Annotated in this window: 18 protein-coding genes; 1 reads left to right on the top strand and 17 read right to left on the bottom strand. The window is 43.6% G+C overall.

Annotation, left to right across the window (positions count from 1 at the left end):
• Positions 1-93 precede the first annotated feature (93 nt).
• From R2J37_RS03165 to R2J37_RS03130, 8 genes are all read right to left on the bottom strand, one after another.
• Positions 94-963, bottom strand: coding sequence for a TrmH family RNA methyltransferase (locus R2J37_RS03165; protein WP_083262860.1), 870 nt, complete (start codon positions 961-963; stop codon positions 94-96).
• Positions 960-1484 carry a DEAD/DEAH box helicase family protein gene (locus tag R2J37_RS03160; RefSeq protein WP_083262859.1) on the bottom strand — a complete coding sequence of 175 codons (525 nt, stop codon included), beginning with the start codon at positions 1482-1484 and terminating at the stop codon, positions 960-962. The genes R2J37_RS03165 and R2J37_RS03160 overlap by 4 nt, the downstream gene beginning before the upstream one ends.
• A gap of 141 nt (positions 1485-1625) precedes the next feature.
• Positions 1626-1940 (bottom strand): hypothetical protein, encoded by a 315-nt coding sequence (locus R2J37_RS03155; RefSeq protein ID WP_173829266.1) that lies wholly within the window; start codon positions 1938-1940, stop codon positions 1626-1628.
• 19 nt (positions 1941-1959) lie between these two features.
• The gene (locus R2J37_RS03150) at positions 1960-3309 is read right to left on the bottom strand and encodes a plasmid recombination protein (protein ID WP_316266975.1); all 1350 of its coding nucleotides are present in this window, start codon (positions 3307-3309) and stop codon (positions 1960-1962) included.
• Between the two features lie 319 nt (positions 3310-3628).
• The gene (locus R2J37_RS03145) at positions 3629-4762 is read right to left on the bottom strand and encodes an AAA family ATPase (RefSeq protein WP_316266208.1); all 1134 of its coding nucleotides are present in this window, start codon (positions 4760-4762) and stop codon (positions 3629-3631) included.
• The gene (locus tag R2J37_RS03140; protein WP_316266207.1) at positions 4759-5082 is read right to left on the bottom strand and encodes a plasmid mobilization protein; all 324 of its coding nucleotides are present in this window, start codon (positions 5080-5082) and stop codon (positions 4759-4761) included. The genes R2J37_RS03145 and R2J37_RS03140 overlap by 4 nt, the downstream gene beginning before the upstream one ends.
• A 4-nt stretch (positions 5083-5086) precedes the next feature.
• Complete coding sequence (locus R2J37_RS03135) at positions 5087-6169, bottom strand: site-specific integrase (protein ID WP_016302463.1); 1083 nt, start codon at positions 6167-6169, stop codon at positions 5087-5089.
• A gap of 69 nt (positions 6170-6238) precedes the next feature.
• A complete protein-coding gene (locus tag R2J37_RS03130) occupies positions 6239-6424 on the bottom strand; it encodes a helix-turn-helix domain-containing protein (RefSeq protein WP_316266206.1) in 186 nt (61 codons plus the stop codon).
• 224 nt (positions 6425-6648) lie between these two features.
• Here R2J37_RS03130 and R2J37_RS03125 point away from each other — a divergent pair, with 224 nt between their 5' ends.
• Positions 6649-7209: a helix-turn-helix domain-containing protein gene (locus R2J37_RS03125; protein WP_316266205.1), complete on the top strand. Its 561-nt coding sequence runs from the start codon at positions 6649-6651 to the stop codon at positions 7207-7209.
• 176 nt (positions 7210-7385) lie between these two features.
• Here the strand turns inward: R2J37_RS03125 and guaA are convergent, their stop codons facing one another.
• The 9 genes from guaA to R2J37_RS03080 form a co-directional block, all read right to left on the bottom strand.
• Entirely contained in the window at positions 7386-8930 is a 1545-nt protein-coding gene (gene guaA, locus R2J37_RS03120; RefSeq protein ID WP_230107112.1) for a glutamine-hydrolyzing GMP synthase, read from the bottom strand.
• A 128-nt stretch (positions 8931-9058) separates the two neighbouring features.
• Positions 9059-10423, bottom strand: coding sequence for an MATE family efflux transporter (locus R2J37_RS03115; protein ID WP_316266204.1), 1365 nt, complete (start codon positions 10421-10423; stop codon positions 9059-9061).
• 19 nt (positions 10424-10442) lie between these two features.
• On the bottom strand, positions 10443-12854 hold the full coding sequence (locus R2J37_RS03110) for a glycoside hydrolase family 2 protein (RefSeq protein WP_316266203.1): 2412 nt from the start codon (positions 12852-12854) through the stop codon (positions 10443-10445).
• A 132-nt stretch (positions 12855-12986) separates the two neighbouring features.
• The gene (locus R2J37_RS03105; protein WP_230107115.1) at positions 12987-13349 is read right to left on the bottom strand and encodes an Hpt domain-containing protein; all 363 of its coding nucleotides are present in this window, start codon (positions 13347-13349) and stop codon (positions 12987-12989) included.
• 88 nt (positions 13350-13437) lie between these two features.
• Positions 13438-13698, bottom strand: a complete 261-nt coding sequence (gene spoIIID / locus R2J37_RS03100) for a sporulation transcriptional regulator SpoIIID (protein WP_230107116.1) — start codon at positions 13696-13698, stop codon at positions 13438-13440.
• Between the two features lie 103 nt (positions 13699-13801).
• On the bottom strand, positions 13802-14425 hold the full coding sequence (locus R2J37_RS03095; RefSeq protein ID WP_256194227.1) for a DUF4230 domain-containing protein: 624 nt from the start codon (positions 14423-14425) through the stop codon (positions 13802-13804).
• Between the two features lie 62 nt (positions 14426-14487).
• The gene (locus R2J37_RS03090; RefSeq protein ID WP_316266202.1) at positions 14488-15270 is read right to left on the bottom strand and encodes a hypothetical protein; all 783 of its coding nucleotides are present in this window, start codon (positions 15268-15270) and stop codon (positions 14488-14490) included.
• 14 nt (positions 15271-15284) lie between these two features.
• A complete protein-coding gene (locus R2J37_RS03085) occupies positions 15285-15626 on the bottom strand; it encodes a MerR family transcriptional regulator (protein ID WP_230107119.1) in 342 nt (113 codons plus the stop codon).
• Positions 15627-15943: 317 nt separating this feature from the next.
• Positions 15944-17818 carry an IS1096 element passenger TnpR family protein gene (locus R2J37_RS03080; RefSeq protein WP_316266201.1) on the bottom strand — a complete coding sequence of 625 codons (1875 nt, stop codon included), beginning with the start codon at positions 17816-17818 and terminating at the stop codon, positions 15944-15946.
• Positions 17819-17829: the final 11 nt, after the last annotated feature.

Here is a 17829-nt window from a genome sequence, read left to right as displayed (position 1 = left end):
TATAAAGTCTTAATAACGCATTCTGCCACTAATTAATCAAGAACGCATTTGCTTATAAAGACGAGCTATGGAGCAGATGTAACATGATAGCTTCTAAAGAGTCCCTTTGATTTTTATTCCTCTCTGCCTTGTTATTTCATACATCAGTATCGAAGCGGCGCAGCTTACATTAAATGATGTGGCGTATGAGTTCTCGGACATCGGTATCGTACAGAGCAAATCACAATACTCCTTTAGCGTTTTGTTTAATCCCATGGTTTCATTTCCCATCATCAACATAAGCGGAGAAGTCAGATTTATGGAGTAAACAGGATCTTCATTATGAGCCGTAGTTCCTATTGTAGTAAAATCAGTATATCTTTTTTTCAATTTATCAATATATTCAAATAATGCCTTGTTATCGGAAATTCTGATAACAGGCAGTTTAAAAAACGACCCCATGGCCGAGACCACCACGTCCGTATCATATAAATCTACCGCATGACCCGTGATGATGAGCATGTCCACCCCAAGCGCATCACAAGATCGTATCATAGTGCCAAGATTTCCCCTGTTTGAAGGGCGGTCAAATAAGACAATAAAAGGCTTCTCGGAAAGCGTGACCTGCTCAAGTTCATCCTCCCGCATTTCGATTACCGCCATCAACTCTGAAGTGTCCTCTTTTCCACTCAATTCTTTCATAAGCTCCGGCGTCAGACAATAATTCATGTCTGTATTTACCTTATTTATCATATCCTTCGCCCAATCGGAAAGATTGTTTTTATCATAAACAAATGATTTGATTTTCCAGTTATTCCTCACTGCCTCGTTAAGGCTGCGGACACCTTCAACAAAAAATTCATGGTATCTGTAACGTTTATTTCGATTTGTTTTCAGCACCTCGAATTTTTGAAATATGTTGTTTTTAGTGAATACTTTTGCTTCCTGCATTTTTCTTTCCCCCATTCTCCATAAATCAATCATAGGATTTTTTCCATAACCCAATTATTAACCCTTAAGGCTGCCTGTATAGGCGAAATGTCAGAAGTATCCAGTAATGTTATAGGATATGGAGCATTTTCGCTTGCCTGTTGCTTCAGCCATTTATTAAAATCCATAGAGTTTCTAATCCACTCATCATCACTTACCCCGCGTCCTTTACGCATTCTTTCAACCAAAACAACATCATCACAGACAACGGCAAGATAATAAGTATGGGTAAACAATTCTCTTTCCGGTAAATTTTCAAGTTGTTTGGGCACTCTGCAGCCACATAGCACAACAGGTTTTCCAGCTTGTGCGATATTGCCGCATACCCTTAACCATAAACGATTATACTCGAAATAATCATCCTCTGGTGTATTGTAGATGTCATTCCACAATAAGTCACTTTCCATTACAATATACTCTTTTTCGTTAATCAACATTTCATTACAAAGCGTTGATTTTCCAACACAGGAAGCCCCGGTGACAATGAATAATGGTTGTTTGTTAGTAAGTTTCATAATAGCCTCCAACAATTCCGGTCTAACATTCTTTTAATTCTCCCTTTCTGCAATTTATCATTTAACATTTTGATTATATCACCTGTTTCTTTTATTTTCCACAAAAATATAGGGCATAGCAACCGCCACGCCCCACATTTCTTATCGTTCCAAGGATTTCTCAATCTTCCACTTCTGCCCTTTCAAGTCATTCTGCTTCTCATACAGATTATTGCGCTCTTTGCACAGTTCTTTCATGCGTTCCAACTGCGCCCGCACTCCCTCCCGACAATCCGGCTCTATCTTTTTATATTCCCCGGTCAGATTACGGATTGTATTATTGTTTTCCTTTATCTGCTCCGACAAACATACCCAGTCTATCAGATTTTGCACTTCCTTGTCTGTTTCATAAAGGTCTGTATCTGCCACAATTTTAGCACACAGCCGTATCATAACTTTCTTTTCCATATCGGTCATATCTACCAATCCCCCTTTCCTATCGGCTCATTTCAAAGGCACGTTTTGGGCGTTTATTTGCCTTTTCTGCCTGTTCTAATACCTTAGACCGTTCCACTATCGACTGCACTTGTTCCCTGCCGAAATGACGCTCCAAACGCCCAAAATCAGACGCTTTCTCCTGCAATCGGTCTATGGTGTCGCTCTGCTCCATGACCTTATCCGTCAATCGACTAATCTGTTTCTGTTGTCCGTCCACTTTGACGGTCAGCTTCTTGCTTTGTTCTGCAAGCTGTACGCATTTGATAGTCAGATTTTTTACCACTTCTTTCAATTTCTCCACAATCGGTAAAGCCTTTTTATCCCGGTATGCCTTTGCGCTCATCAATGCCCCCGGCTCTGCCAACTGCCATTTCACATCTTCGTCATAGGCGTGTATATTTCTCTCCATGACTTCTTTTGACTGTACCATTTTGTTAAGTTCCTGCTGTAACTTTTTCTGCTGTTTCTCCAATTTTTCATTTTCGGATAACAGCTTTTCTTTATCCCCAGTCAGCGTTTCCGTCTGCTCTTTCAACAGATGATTTGTTGCGGTAAGTTCAGATACTTCCTGTCGGATTGCTTCACCCTCTTTCCGTATCTGTTCCGTTTCCTGTCCTGCCGCTATCTGCTGATGAAGAATATCGGATAATTCCTCTTTACTGCCGAAGATTGTCTGTTCCAGTTCTGCAACCTCTTTTTGCCGTTCCTGCTTCTCAAAATCGAGTACGGACAAATGCTTGTTATGTGTGCCTAACTGTTTCCACTGTACGCCATGCCGCCCCATGACTTTTGAAAGTTCCTGCTTCTCCACTTCAATCCATTCATTCCATTCCGTCATTCCCCTTGTGCCGCCTTTAAAGCCCTGCTCTGACAGTGCGCCTTTGAGGGAAACTCTCGTATCAAGTCCACGCTTACTGTTACGGATAAAAGGAACAAAATCAATGTGAATATGCGGTGTCTGTTCGTCCATGTGCAAGTGACTTGAAAAAACATATAAGTTCGGATTTCTTTTCTGAAACTGCTCCATAAACTCACATAAAATTTCTTTCGCCAACTGTCCCTCATTGCTCTGTACGTTCATATCGTCCTTGTTGCCGATTTGGAAGATTACCTCATAAAATAATTTCTCCTGCTTTCCCCGGCGTATCTTCTCATAGTAATCGTCAATCTTTCGGTCACTCCGTTTCTGCTTTGCGTTGTAGCGTTCCAGTGCATCATCAAAAAGATTGTGGTAAACTTCTTTTATATCCGAGTGGCAAAATTCCACGTTATCCCGGCTACGTTCCTTATCTACATTTTTAGCTGTAAAGGCTCTTGTATTGTGATTGACTGAACCTTTCCCCATCATACCGCTAATCGTTCTTTCCAATAGGCATATCCTCCACATTCTATATACTGATTTTACTGCGCCGACTAAGGCGCAAAGCGAAGTTTCTTCGCTTCGGCTTTGTTACTTTCCCGAAAGTAACGCAAAAGCACTTTCGACAGGCTACGCTCTATCAAAAGTGCCTTTGCGCCCTGCCGGGGGCTTTCCGTCCTGCGGACGGTGGACGGCTTTTCGCCGCTTTACTGCTCCCCCATGCGTCGGTTTGCGTCGATAGCGTCGATATTTTCTATACCGCCCCGCTATCAAAAATACCGTCGCAACCGACGCATATCGTCGCACTTTACGATTTTTGCTCTAGCCGTTTCAGAATGATTTTTCTCTCATGCCCCCGCTTATTGTCGTAGAAAATGCCATACTCATTAAGCAACTGGCTGTTGACTACATTTAATTTCCGAGAAAGCACATTCGCCGACAACTGCATATCCGGCAACTGTTTCAGAAGTTCCGTTGCAGTCCCCTCCCACTCCTGCATCTCCTCTGTCAGAAATTCGTTGATTGCTTCAAGTAATGGATTGGGCGGCTGTTTCCACAATTCCGTTTCCGCTTTCTGAAATTTCCAAATACATTGTTCCCGGTCAAACTCTATCGTCAGTTCTTGATCGGGCTGGTCACGCCCCACAATATCCATGACCGCCGTGTTGTCCGTGCGCTTTTTCTTGTGCATGATAAACGCCCCGTCTGCCGCACCGAGAAGCCCGTTTGTGCCGGAAATCATATCGAAGCTGTCCTCGGACTCCAACTTGCGGGTATGATGAACCACCAACAGGCAGACACCGTATTTATCGCTGAATGATTTTAACTTTGTCACAATCTCATAGTCACTGGAATAGCTGTATCTGTCCCCGCCGACCTCACGCACCTTTTGGAGCGTGTCAATGATAATCAGCCTTGCGTCCTTATGCTCTTTGATGAAGCCCTCTAACTCCCCGTCCAGTCCCTCGTTCAATGTCTTTGCCTGCGTTGCAAAAAATAAATTGTCCGCACACTCCACGCCGAACATGACGGACAGCCGCCGCTGAAGCCTTGCATAATCATCTTCCAGTGCAAGGTATAATACCGTCCCTTTTCGGACGGGATAATTCCACAGCGGAAGCCCCATTGCCACATGGTAGGCAAGCTGTCCCATGAAGAACGATTTCCCCACTTTCGGCGCACCCACAAAGAGGTAAGTGCCGCCATACAGGAAGCCGTCCACAACAGGCGTTCTCGGCGGGTAAACCGTATCATACAGTTCTGTCATGGAAACCGTTTGAAGCCCGCCGCCCTGCCCGGATTTCTCCGGGCAATTTGTGGCTTGCAGATTGATTTGTGCTATTTCATTTGCTATAATTTCAGTGTGATTTTTTGTTTTCGGCTGTTCCCCATCTGCGCCAACAGATGATACAGGAGCAGTCGATTTCTTTTTTTCTGTCATTCATCTTCCCCTTTCAATCCGTCTAATGTGATTGCGATTACCTGTAACGTGTAGAGCAGTTCGTCATTATCCGAGCTTATGCTTTCCATACGTTTCAATTCCTCATGGATTGCCGTCATCTGATTTTTCAATGCTTTATACACCCTCGGATTGCCCTGCACCACAACGTCCTGGCATAAGAGCCGCCTTGTGATGTAATCCTGCTTTGTCAGTCCCGACAATGCCACCAAATCATTCAACAGCCTTGCTTCTTCATCAGATACCCGGAACGCCACCGTATGATTGCGCCATCTTCCCTTGTAATCCAGTGATTTTTCCATGTTCTTAGTCCTCCTTTGTCATTCTCTCCATTTCCAATTTCTCCGCCATTTCCGTCTGCACCGTAGGGAACAGGTGGGCGTAACGGTAAGTGATTTTCTCTGCTTCATGCCCCATGCGCTCCCCAATCGCCAGTACCGAAAATCCCATGTTGATTAACAGCGAAACCGCACTATGGCGAATATCGTGGACACGGATTTTCTTAACGCCTGCCTGCTTCGCCCCTCGCTCCATTTCGTGATTGAGGTAGGATTTTGTAACCGTAAATAAACGCTCGTCCGGCTTGATGTCATAAAGCATTTTGATGTACTCCTGCATTTCCTCACAGAGAAACGGCGGCATTTTGATTGTGCGGTTGCTCTTTTTCGTCTTAGGGCTTGTGATAATGTCCCGCCCTTTGGAACGGTGGAAAGTCTTGCTGATTGTGACTGTCTGCTTCTCAAAATCAATATCAGCAGGCGTGAGCGCAAGCAGTTCGCCGGAACGCATACCGCACCAGTAGAGCATTTCAAACGCATAATAGGAACGGGGCTTATCCATCATGGCTTCGGAGAATTTCAGATATTCCTCTTTCGTCCAAAAGTCCATTTCCTTGACGGCTTCACTCCCAATCGTCCCCGCCCGCCTTGCCGGATTGTAGGGAAGATTATAGAAATTTACCGCATGGTTGAATATTGCCGTAAGTTGTGCGTGAATTGTCCTCAAATAATCTGCGGAATAGGGCTTGCCTTTCTCGTCCCGGTATGCCATCAACTCATTCTGCCACGCAATCACGTCCTTTGCTTCAATCTCTGCGATTTTGCGGTTTTCAAAGTACGGTAAAATCTTTGTCCGTATCACATGGCTTTTGGACTCCCAAGTGCTTTCCTTGACGCGCTGCTTCTTGTCGGCTTCGTACACTTCAAAGAAACTGCCGAACGTCATATCCAGTTTTGCGCCCTGCTTTAACATGGCTTCATGCTCCCACGCCTGCGCTTCCCTTTTGGTTGCAAATCCCCTTTTTTGTGTCTGTTTCCTCTCCCCTTTCCAGTTGGTAAAGCGGTAGATAACCCGCCACGTCCCCGTAGCGTTGTCCTTGTATACAGCCATTTCATCATCTCCCTTCCGCATATAGAATGGATTTTGTTAGGCATCGTCTTTTGATGCCTTATAAAATCCCTATATGCTTTGCTGATAACATACTTTTTTATGAAAAAATGTAGCGTTCACACGCCCTGCCACCGTCAGATAGCCCTGTTTCTGCATTTCTGCGTTCAGTTCCCTTACAATCTGATAGGCTTTTGACTTTGACACACGCAGTTCCGTTGCCACTTCCTCCACTGTCATAAAAGATTTTTCTGTCATTCAGATATCCTCTCCTTTCAATGTTTAACTGTTTTTGTTTAAGTGTTGCATATAGAATACTAAATAAATTCCGTTAAGTCAAGTGGTTTTCAAGAAAATATTAACTTTTTTTATTTAAGTTATTCTTGCTATTCCTATTGCACCATGTTATACTAACTTCAACAGATTTGTTTAAGTGCAGTCATGCAAGGCTGTACCACTATCACTATAACGGAGGTTTTATTATGGCAATCGGCAAACGTATCCGCTTTTTCCGCAACCGAAAAGGCATGACACAGAAACAGCTAGGCGAAATCCTCGGCTTTCTCGGAAAGACCTCTGATGTCCGCATGGCACAGTATGAAACCGAAGCAAGGACACCAAAGCACGACCTTGTAAAAGAAATGGCGAATATCTTTGATGTAAGCACCCACGCCCTCACCGTGCCGGATATTGATACCTTTATTGGGCTTATGCACACGCTCTTTGCGTTGGAAGATATGTACGGGCTGAAAATCGGGGAGATTGACGGAGAAATCTGCCTGCGCCTTGATAAGTCCGACTATTCCACTTATACGTCCATGTTCGATATGTTCCACGCATGGCAGGAGCAAGCCGCCAAGTTGGAACAGGGCGAAATAAGCAGAGAAGAATACGACCAGTGGCGGTACAAGTACCCAGAACTGGACACCTCAAAGCATTGGGCGAAAGTCCCCTCACAGGCGGTCAGTGATATGCTTATGGAAGAATTTCAGAAAATCGAAAAAGAAGAAAAGAAAACAGCTAAAAAGAAAAAGCAGAAATAAGCATAAAAAGACCTTGCCGATATTCAGTTTCCATATCTGAAAATCAGCAAGGTTTTCTTATGCTAATGATGTAATTATTTAGTGCGTGATGTTGAAAATGTTGCCAAATCGTTGCCAGTTCCTAAACAAATTTGCTTGCAACCCGCATAAATACCGGGTTCTCAAAGTCCATTTCATCACTCGAACTCTATCGTTCCCGGCGGTTTACTGGTCAGATCATACATAACCCTATTGACCCCCCGCACTTCGTTAATAATCCGGCTCATCACCTTATTGAGCACTTCAAACGGAATCTCCGCTGCCTCTGCAGTCATAAAGTCTACTGTGTTAACAGCTCTAAGCGCTACCGCATAGTCATAGGTTCTCTCATCTCCCATAACGCCGACGCTGCGCATATTCGTAAGACCTGCAAAATACTGGCCGATGCTGCGGTCGAGACCTGCGTTTGCGATTTCTTCCCGGTAGATCGCATCTGCATCCTGTACCATACGTACCTTTTCTGCAGTTACTTCACCGATGATCCGGATTCCAAGTCCCGGTCCCGGGAATGGCTGACGGAATACAAGGTATTCCGGAATGCCCATTTCAAGACCTGCTTTGCGGACTTCGTCTTTGAACAGGTCGCGCAAGGGCTCTATGATTTCTTTAAAATCTACATAGTCAGGAAGTCCCCCCACGTTGTGATGGGATTTGATGACGGCAGATTCTCCGCCAAGTCCGCTTTCCACAACGTCCGGGTAAATCGTTCCCTGTACAAGGAAATCGACTGCCCCGATCTTCTTTGCTTCTTCTTCAAATACACGGATAAATTCTTCTCCGATGATTTTTCTCTTCTTTTCCGGCTCTTCCACGCCTGCCAGCTTGCTGTAGAAACGCTCCTGGGCATTAACGCGGATAAAGTTCAGGTCATAAGGTCCGTCAGGGCCAAACACTGCCTCTACTTCATCTCCTTCGTTTTTACGGAGAAGACCATGATCTACAAAAACACATGTCAGCTGATTTCCAATGGCTTTGGAGAGCATAACTGCTGCCACGGAAGAGTCTACGCCGCCGGACAGCGCGCACAATACTTTTCCGTCTCCTACTTTTTCGCGGATCGCCTGGATAGATGTCTCCACAAAGGAATCCATTCTCCAGTCTCCTGAGCATCCGCAGACACCCCTCACGAAATTATAGAGCATTTTTGTTCCTTCCTGCGTATGAAGTACTTCCGGATGGAACTGTATTGCGTACAGCTTTTGTTCTGCATTTTCTGCTGCTGCCACCGGGCAGTCTGCTGTATGTGCTGTAATGCGGAATCCCGGAGCGATTTTTGAAATATAGTCAAAATGGCTCATCCAGCAGATTGTTTTTTCAGATACGTTTTCAAATAATGGGGACGTTTTATCCACCATTACCTCAGTTTTTCCATATTCGCGGACAGACGCACGTTCTACTTTTCCACCCAGCACATGCATCATAAGCTGTGCTCCATAGCAAAGTCCAAGAACCGGAATGCCCATTTCAAACAGTTCGCGGCTGTATGTCGGTGAATCCTCCAGATAGCAGCTGTTAGGGCCGCCAGTTAAAATAATTCCTTTTGGATTCATCTTTTTAATGGTCTCAATATCAGTTTTGTAAGAGTAAATTTCACAGTACACGTTGCTCTCGCGGACACGTCTTGCCACGAGCTGATTGTACTGACCACCAAAGTCCAATACAATAACTAATTCTCTTTTCACCTGTGTTCCTCCTTATGTTTCCTCACATGTTGACCGGCATATCCTCGGATATGCCGATACGTTAGTTCTATTATAATGTAGCCTCCTTATATTGGCAATCAAAATTCCTAATTCTTTTTCAGGTATTCCTATCCGGCCAGAGCCTGGTGTTTCCACCTTCCGCTAAAGTAGCGTATTACAAAACAGATCGCTCTTACGATCCAGTCAATGACCATGGCAACCCATACGCCGAGCACGCCCATTCCCACATATTTTCCCAAAATATAACTGAAAATGATCCGGAAGATCCACATGGAAATTACAGAGATGATCATACACATCTTTGCATCTCCGGCTGCCCGGAAAGTTGCCGGAAGGCTGAATGCGACCGGCCACACAAGCATACAGGAAACAGCGTGAAAAATCATGATCTGTCTTGCTGCCCCAGCTGTCACATCAGAGAGCTGATAGGCCTTTAAAATAAGCGACATCAAGAGGAAGATCAGCCCATTGATGATCCACACGCATACATAGGTCACTGCAATCAGTTTTTTTGTGTAATATTTGACCTGTGCATAGTCCCCTGCTCCCACACATCTTGCAATGACTGTTGTGATTGCAAGGGAAATCGCCATTCCCGGAAGAATCTGGAAGAGAGCCACTGCATTAGCCACCGCATTGGCCGCAATGGCATATGTACCGAATGTGGATACGAGACTTAGAACAATAATTTTTCCAAGCTGGAACATACTGTTCTCCAGCCCGTTCGGCACACCGATATTCAGAATTTTACGGATCATAGACCAGTCGGCATGATACCGCCATGTCGGCTCAATGCACACAGATCGTTTCTGATTACACAAAAGTACAATGATCAGTACCGCCGCTGTAATTCTGGAAACTAATGTAGGGATGGCTACGCCTTCTGTTCCTCTGTGGAATCCGTAGATCAATATGGCATTTCCGGAGACGTTGATTATATTCATTACAATAGATACCCGCATGGAAATTTCGGAATTTCCCATTGTCCGGAAAATAGCGGCGCCCCCGTTATAAAGTGCAATAAATGGAATAGACGCCGTCACGATCATAAGATAAGTATTGGCATGATTCATCACATCCGGTTCAATCCGTCCGAAAACGCCGTGCAGGATCCAATATTTAAACACATAGATCAATATGGTAATGACAAGGGCGCATATCGTAATAAACCAGACGAGCTGTGTAGCAGATTTGCAGGCTCCTTTTTTGCTACCCTGTCCAAGATACTGACCTGCCACGACCGCGCCGCCTGTTGCAAGAGCAGAAAAAGCGTTGATCAAAAGGACCATAATGTTGTCCACCAATGATACGCCGGATACAGCCGCTTCTCCGACGCTTGCCACCATAATACTGTCCGCCATTCCCACCAAAACAGCGAGCAGCTGCTCCACGATCAGCGGAATGATCAAAGCTGCCAGCGCTTTATTGTCAAATAAATAATTTTTCTTATCTGTACTTAGGTTTCCCCTCATTTATCTTTCCATCCTTTCTTTATGGATGTTCTTCCTCCCTCTTACATAATTTTACCTGGAAAATTCTCGTTTCCACTTTCTGTTCTCCGCGATATATATGCAGCTTTCCTTCGCCTTCCTCTCCTTTTGTACATACATAACATCCGGCCATGCCGCCCTCCATCGCTATACTGGAAGGACCGTTGATACAGACTGCCCCTTCTGCTTCGAAGTGGAGCACATCATTGCAGTAAGGCGCCAGATTTTCATTCTGATCCAGGGCACGGATCCGCAGAGTAACCATATCCCACGTCTCGTCTTCATACATCTGGCAAATGTCTGCTCCGTCAAAGATTTTCATATCTGCCTTTATTTCCAGATGAAGCTTTTCTGCCGGAGAAACCGTCACTGTTTTTATCACTCTGTCTCCCTGAATAGCCTCAAAACGCCAGACAGTCGTTTCGTCTCCCCATCCTCCCATGTATTTGTCAAACAGCTCCTGCATCTTCTTTTCTCCGATCCCTTTAAACCACTTAAGGCGCGCATATGCCATCCTCATCTTAAAAGGAAATGGGTCTTTAGGATTACTTTCTTTCCACTTCAGCCATTGTTTTATAAGGTCAGCGGTTTTCTCATCGAAGCCTTCCTTCTTCTCCAGGCTCTCTCCCACAAAATCTGTGATCACTATCGGCGGATGCATAAGATGCCCATAGGACGGCGCCGGGAAATACTGCCTGATCAGCTCATTATTTTTGTACAGGCGCACGCTGTCTCCATTTGTCAGCACAACAACTCCGCCTATATAGCCGCCCGGCTGTTCTCCGATATTCATCGTGCTGCTTATCTCCAGTACAGGCTTGGCATCCTGCTGGGATGCGTACACAGCAGCCGCCAGTTTGGGATTCCGGAACATATCCAGTACGCCGTGATAACAGATCCTGTCTCCGCTTCCAAACTCCTTATGTGTATTATAATCAAACATACACCATCCAAAGCAGCCGCTGATATTTTCTCCTGCTGCCGCTGCATTCAGAACTCTGGCATGACGGATCGCATGTTCCCTCCGATGGGCCTCACTGTCCCAGCTTTTTGTTGGAAACATATGCCCGTTAAATTCGGAAATCAAGTAGGCTTTCTCTGCATTTTCGGTCACTGCATTCCTTGGTTCGCAGCCCTGATTTTTCCCATTATGCACAAAATCATTGTAGGTGTAGACATCTTCCAGCAAATGACTGTTTTTTATCGCACGGACTCCGCCCGTCGGCCTGGTAGGATCCAGACGGTGGGCCGTTTCGTTTGTCTCCTGGTAAAACGCATCATCATCCTGGCTTTCATTGATCCGGACGCCCCACATAAAAATACTGGGATGATTTCTGTACTGACGGACCATTTCTTCTGTATTTTTAACTGCCTGGGTTTTCCACTGAATCCCACCGATATGCTGCCAGCCCGGTATCTCTGTAAAAACCAAAAGGCCAAGTTCGTCGCAGCGGTCTATAAAATCATGGCTCTGAGGGTAGTGACTTGTACGCACCGCATTACACCCAAGTTCATATTTTAAAATTTCCGCATCCAGCCTCTGGGCTCTCCTGGGCGCAGCATATCCGAAATAAGGCCAGCTCTGGTGTCTGTTTAATCCTCTTATTTCGATCCTGCTGCCGTTGAGATAACACCCATCTGTTTTCATTTCAATACTGCGGAATCCAAAGCGCACCTCTTCACTGTCCATCACCTGCCCGTATTTCAAAATTTCCAGATGAAGGATATAAAGCTGGGGATGTTCTGTATCCCACAGCCCGGCCCGGGGCACATGCATATGGAAATTTTCCTGGAATTTCTGTTCTTCCATCCTTGCGAAAATCTCGCCCTGACTATTCATGACCCACGCGCGGATCGTGCAATTGTCTGTCACTTCCGCTTCCACCTGTATTCTGGCATGTTTCTTATCGTCAGCCTGTACAAAGACATCTTTAAAATGAATCTTTTCCCTGACATCCAGATAGACCGGCCGGTAAATTCCTCCATATGTAAGGTAGTCGATCACATATCCAAAAGGCGGAATATCCAAGCTCTCCCTGCTGTCCAGTCTCACCACGATCCGGTTGACAGCGCCATATTTCAAAAAGGAAGACAAGTCTGCTTTGAACGCAGTATATCCGCAGCTATGAATACCTACACTCTGCCCATTGCAGTACAGCTCTGCCTGATGTGCGGCTCCTTCCATAACCAGGACAACCGATTTCCCCGACCATTCCGCCGGAATATTCAATTCCTTTACATAGCCGCTGATCATCTGATACTCTTTCTCATCTAAGTAGCGGGCCGGCAGATGTTTCACAGTATGGGGAACTCTTATTTTTTCCAATTCCTCCAGTCTTTCGGACGGCATACTATTAAGGCTTCCTCTATAATGTTCTGTAAAGTACCATTCGTTATTGATCGGATAACGCATATTTTTCCTCCTTTGTATTCTCACAACGTCTATCATATCCCAATGTCTCCGGGAATACAATAACTTGCGCTGCAGATTTTCTTCAAAGCCTGCAGCGCATGATTTCCTTTTCCATATTATTATAATTTTATCTTAATGGTTGCCTGTCTTATCAAGAGCGGACATTACTTTCTCATAGTTTTCTGTCAGCTCCGCTATTTTATCTCCTATTTCCTCATAATGTTCTTCCCGGATCTGCTTTACGATCTCTTCTGTTATTTCATATAACCGGGTAAATCCTAAATTTCCGCTGATTCCTTTTAAAGTATGCGCTGCCTTCAGCACCTGATCCATGCTGCCTGCTTCCATTCCTGACAGAACCTCCTGATAATTGGTATCCTGCCAGATGCGTTTTATAAGCTTCTTATACAGCGCCTCATTCCCCATACAGCGCTCTATTCCGCCGTCTACATCGATTCCGGCATCCATCAGTATCTCTTTTTCTTTTGCATCCATATTCTATCTTCCTCCCTGAAGCCTGCTCCAGTCAACAAGTACCCTGCTTTCTTCTTAAATTATATCGGGTAAATTTACACCTTTCAAGTCAACAATGCAAATGTTTTCCCTTATATTTTTCCCGGGTAGCAAGTCCTCCCCGTATATGGCGTTCGGATTTATTCATGTCCAGCACCTTGCGGGCCTGCATTGCCAGAGATGGATTGATTTGGATCAGACGCTCTGTTACGTCTTTATGTATAGTTGATTTACTAACTCCGAATTTCCCGGCTGCCTGGCGCACGGTCGCCTTATGTTCAATGATATAACATGCGATTTCTACCGCCCTTTCTTCAATATATTCTTTCATAAAAATCCCCTGCATTCATCGTTTTTACAATGTATGCAGGAGATTTGCAAGTCATTCCCACTACTTATCGTGTCACCCCGGCCCCCTCCTATGGAAAGCTATTCTATTTATCTTTAAAAACAATTTCATACTCATTCAAGTCATATACATTTCCAAAAAAACTTGTAAGTATTGTTTCCGCATTATCACGGGCGTTTTCAAACAAACCGCTTTCTATAGCATCCGTCTGTGCCTGCTCCTTCAGTTTAGTAAGCGCCTCGTTATTCTCTTCCAAAGTAACCTGATTAAATACACTCTCATCTTCATGATATACTTTGAAGGAATCCTGATCAATTTCGGAACTTAATATTTTTACCTCCGGCAGCTTAACTTCAATAATATTCCCCTTCTCGTTCCAGTCTATCTCGTTAAAGTCATATCCGGCTTTAATAGTAATCCCATAACTGTATATGTATTTACTATTTGTAAATGGAATGCTGGCACCAAAGAGTTTCTTTGAAGAATCTGTAACATTCACTTGTGTACAGTAAGAGGATTGTGTTGCCAGTTCCCCAATATTTTCAAAACCGATTTTCGTAGTCTGATTTTCTGAAAATGCAACTTTCTTTATTCCAATAATTACAGCCACAATCGCCGCCAGAATCAATAATCCTGCTAAGACTTTTCCTAAAAGATGTTCTTTTTTCAGATAGGAAATCAATCTGTTACTCTTTTGTTTCTCATTCATCAAACATTGCCTCCGTTTTTAAATAAACTCCTCATCTACAGCCTCTACCTCAAGTCATATGCCTAAAATCCAGCCTGTTCAAGTGCATTATTAATCTGTTCTTCTGTGTATCCATAATAGCGCATCATCTCCACGATCCCGCCTCTGGACTGTCCCGAAGAATTTTCTTTTACAAATAGTACTGCCTGTTCATCGAAATCCACTTCCATATGGTCAACGGCAAATGTGGCATCTTCCACACTGAAATAATCAAACCCTACCAATACATCGTAAATCAAATAATCGCGCGATACATGCCAGAAATTTTCTTCTTCATATGCCCGAATAACTGCATTCTTTTGGCTGTTGGTTAATTCTATGGTGTATTCCTTTGTCTCCAATTCCTTTTTGCATACAGAACAGCACACCGACTGGGTTCCAGGTGTTACTGTACCATCGCGATTTACTTTATAATCTTTTACTACCGTCCACTCCCCCGGTGTATGATCTGTCATCGGTATCTTTTCTGTGAGATTTTCACCGCACCTCTTACAAGTTGCTTCTTTTTCTCCTTCCGCAGTACATGTGGGTTCCGTTACCGTCAACCATGTTTCCGGATCATGCCCTAATGCTTTTCCTTTTGTCTCCTTGCATACTTTACAAATCTGCGGCTTTACACATGTAGCGCTGTTCCATTTATGTCCCAATGGTTCTCCTTCTGTTTTTCCACAAATACTGCAAGTTCTCGGTTCTGTACACGTTGCATCATTCCACCTGTGGTAACATGTGTAAATCACTATTCCTGCAATGATTAATACAACACCCGCTAAGATTACCGTTATAGTTGCTTTTTTCCTGTCTTTCATTCGTTCCCTCTCCTTTATTTATGATTATTTTCATTTACCAGTGCAGCGATCATTTGATTTGCTTTTTCAATTAATTTATCTTTTTCTGTCCTTTCGTTTTTTAGTTTTTCCACCTGCTTTTCGAGAGCTTCTTTTACTACGATATTGGGCGCATCAATAAGGGATGAAATCTCTTTAAGCGAAAATCCCAGCTGTTGATAAAACTTTATTTTTTCAATTCTTAATTTTGCAGTTTCATCATAGAGTAAATGCCCATATTTATTCCGACCTGTTGCAGAGACCAATCCGGCCTTTTCATACCCTTGCAGGGCTCTTCTGGATATATCCAGTGTTTCACAAATTTCCCGCAGTTTCATAACATTCCTACCTTCCTTTTCTAGCCTATAACTGCACGCAACGCACAGTCAAAGACTTTTATTAGAGAAAACCGGCTGCATCTTCCGGCCCTCCATAAAAGGAAATGTTTTTTTCGCGAGAACTGTTTTTATAGAACCAAGAGCGCCGCTGGCGGGACTTTTGATTAACAAGGAACGAAATTTCCTCATAAAAAAATAGATATCTACAATTCGTAGAAACGAATGTAAATATCTATAATTTTTTAAATACTTTGATTTACGTCACGTCTGTATTTTACTTACTATAGATCACGTTCCTCACGTTTCGGAATACGTCATCATGGCTTACTCTTTCTTCCACAACATTTCTTATATTTCTTTCCGCTCCCACATGGACATGGATCATTGGGATATATTTTTTTCTTCCCAAGTACAGTTTTTCCTCCTGGTCCTTCCGGCATAGACACAGTCGTAATCTCATCTGCATTGGATTCCAGATCAATATCCAGTCCCATCTCCTTTACTCTTTCCGCTTCGCTTTCAAGAATTTCTGCGGCGCTGCTGCTCATAGGCACAATCTTCGTACGCTGTCCTTCATGCAGTCGCCTTGGCATACGTTTTATCATTTCGTCAGGTGTCCATCCTCTATTGATGGGCATTCTTGTATGATTATTTACATCCGCCATAATAGAAACAAATTCTTTCACAGACTCTTCTGTCCGAAATGTCATTTCTTCTTCATCGAAAATTTCCATAATATCTGACAAACTTTCTCCCATGCTGATCTTATTCCATATCACCGCCATAAGAGATTCCATATCATCCGAATCAATCTCCAGTTCCCGGATTAAGACTTGCTTCAGACGGCAATAGTAGGGATCTGAAACAGGGTATCCATTTTCTGTATATTCCCAAACTTCTTCGGCTCCGGGAATATAAAATTCTTTTTTACCCTGGGCTTTTTCAATGTCCAAATATAAGTCATCTCTAAAAACTTCTTCAGGAATAATACGGTTATGTTTCAATACATAACGCTGTACTTCCCGCGGTATATTGAAAAAAAACTCTTCAAACTCATTCCTTCCAACTTTGTGTTTCAGGCATTTCTCCAGCATTTTACAGACAACATTTACAGGCGCACATATATATATCATTTCAGTCATCAACAGACAGTGATACGTCCAATATGTTCCCCGGCGTTTTTCCTGATATTCCGGCGTATTGATCAACTCATATACTCTCGCTGCTTCTCTGGGAACTTCTACATAATCATCACAATAGAACATCACATACATAAGATCATATAGCTTCTCTAATTTCTCCATTTCTGAAAAACCTGGGAAAAATCCATTTTCTTTTGAAAGCGCCTGCTCAAACGCCTGAATTTCAGAGTCGCTAAGTAGCATCATTCGTCTTGCCATAACATCTGGTTTCAATATTTCATCTCTGATTTTCTCTGACAGCTCGCTTTTATTTAAGGATTTATAACATGAAAGTCCCAAGTCATCTGCTATTTCAAGCAGCTCCTTTTTCGTTGTCCCGAGAAGAAACTCTTTGATATCTGGCTGCCTTGATTTTTCCTCTTCCTTTTTCTTCTTATGAAGCTGCATGATACTGTCTGCTATTTCCTGCAGAATAGATTCAGACGATTTCTTCTGCCTGCCTGTCCTGTCAATCGGATTTTCAGTACCAGTAAACCCATATTTCCATCTGATCAGCTCCCTCCTCAGATCTTCATAGCTTCTGTAATCTGCTGCTCCATAGGTGATAGGAAAGTACTTTTTCAATTTTTCATTTACATCGTTCATAGTTGACCATTCCCGAAACTCTGTGGAATCTTTCTGTTTTATGACGGACGGCCATGAACACTTATCCGGCAACCTTTTTTCAATCTCAACTCTGTACTGACTTCTATCTCCGGGACGAAAAGTAAACCAGGTATCTTGTTCCACCAGAGTATCGATAAATGTATCTGAAGCACACATATATCCATAATAGTACGCCGTAAGATGCGACTCCTCCTCCATCCATTCGTGCACGCGGACACCTGAATGATAGAACTCATATTCATAATTCGGTGTCCATTGCGTTTCTATAATTTTCTGCAGAATCAGCGCAAGCTGTGCAAACGTGATCCCGGCCGGAATCAAACAGCGTCTCCATACTGGTGGCTTGGAATTTTTTAAAATTACTTTAATCTGATATGATTTCATGTCATCTCCCC

Origin of the sequence: Claveliimonas bilis, from assembly GCF_030296775.1 — a bacterium.
In the GTDB taxonomy this organism is placed as follows: domain Bacteria; phylum Bacillota; class Clostridia; order Lachnospirales; family Lachnospiraceae; genus Claveliimonas; species Claveliimonas bilis.
Note: the sequence above shows the minus strand (reverse complement) of the source record. Positions and strands in the feature narration are given on the sequence as shown.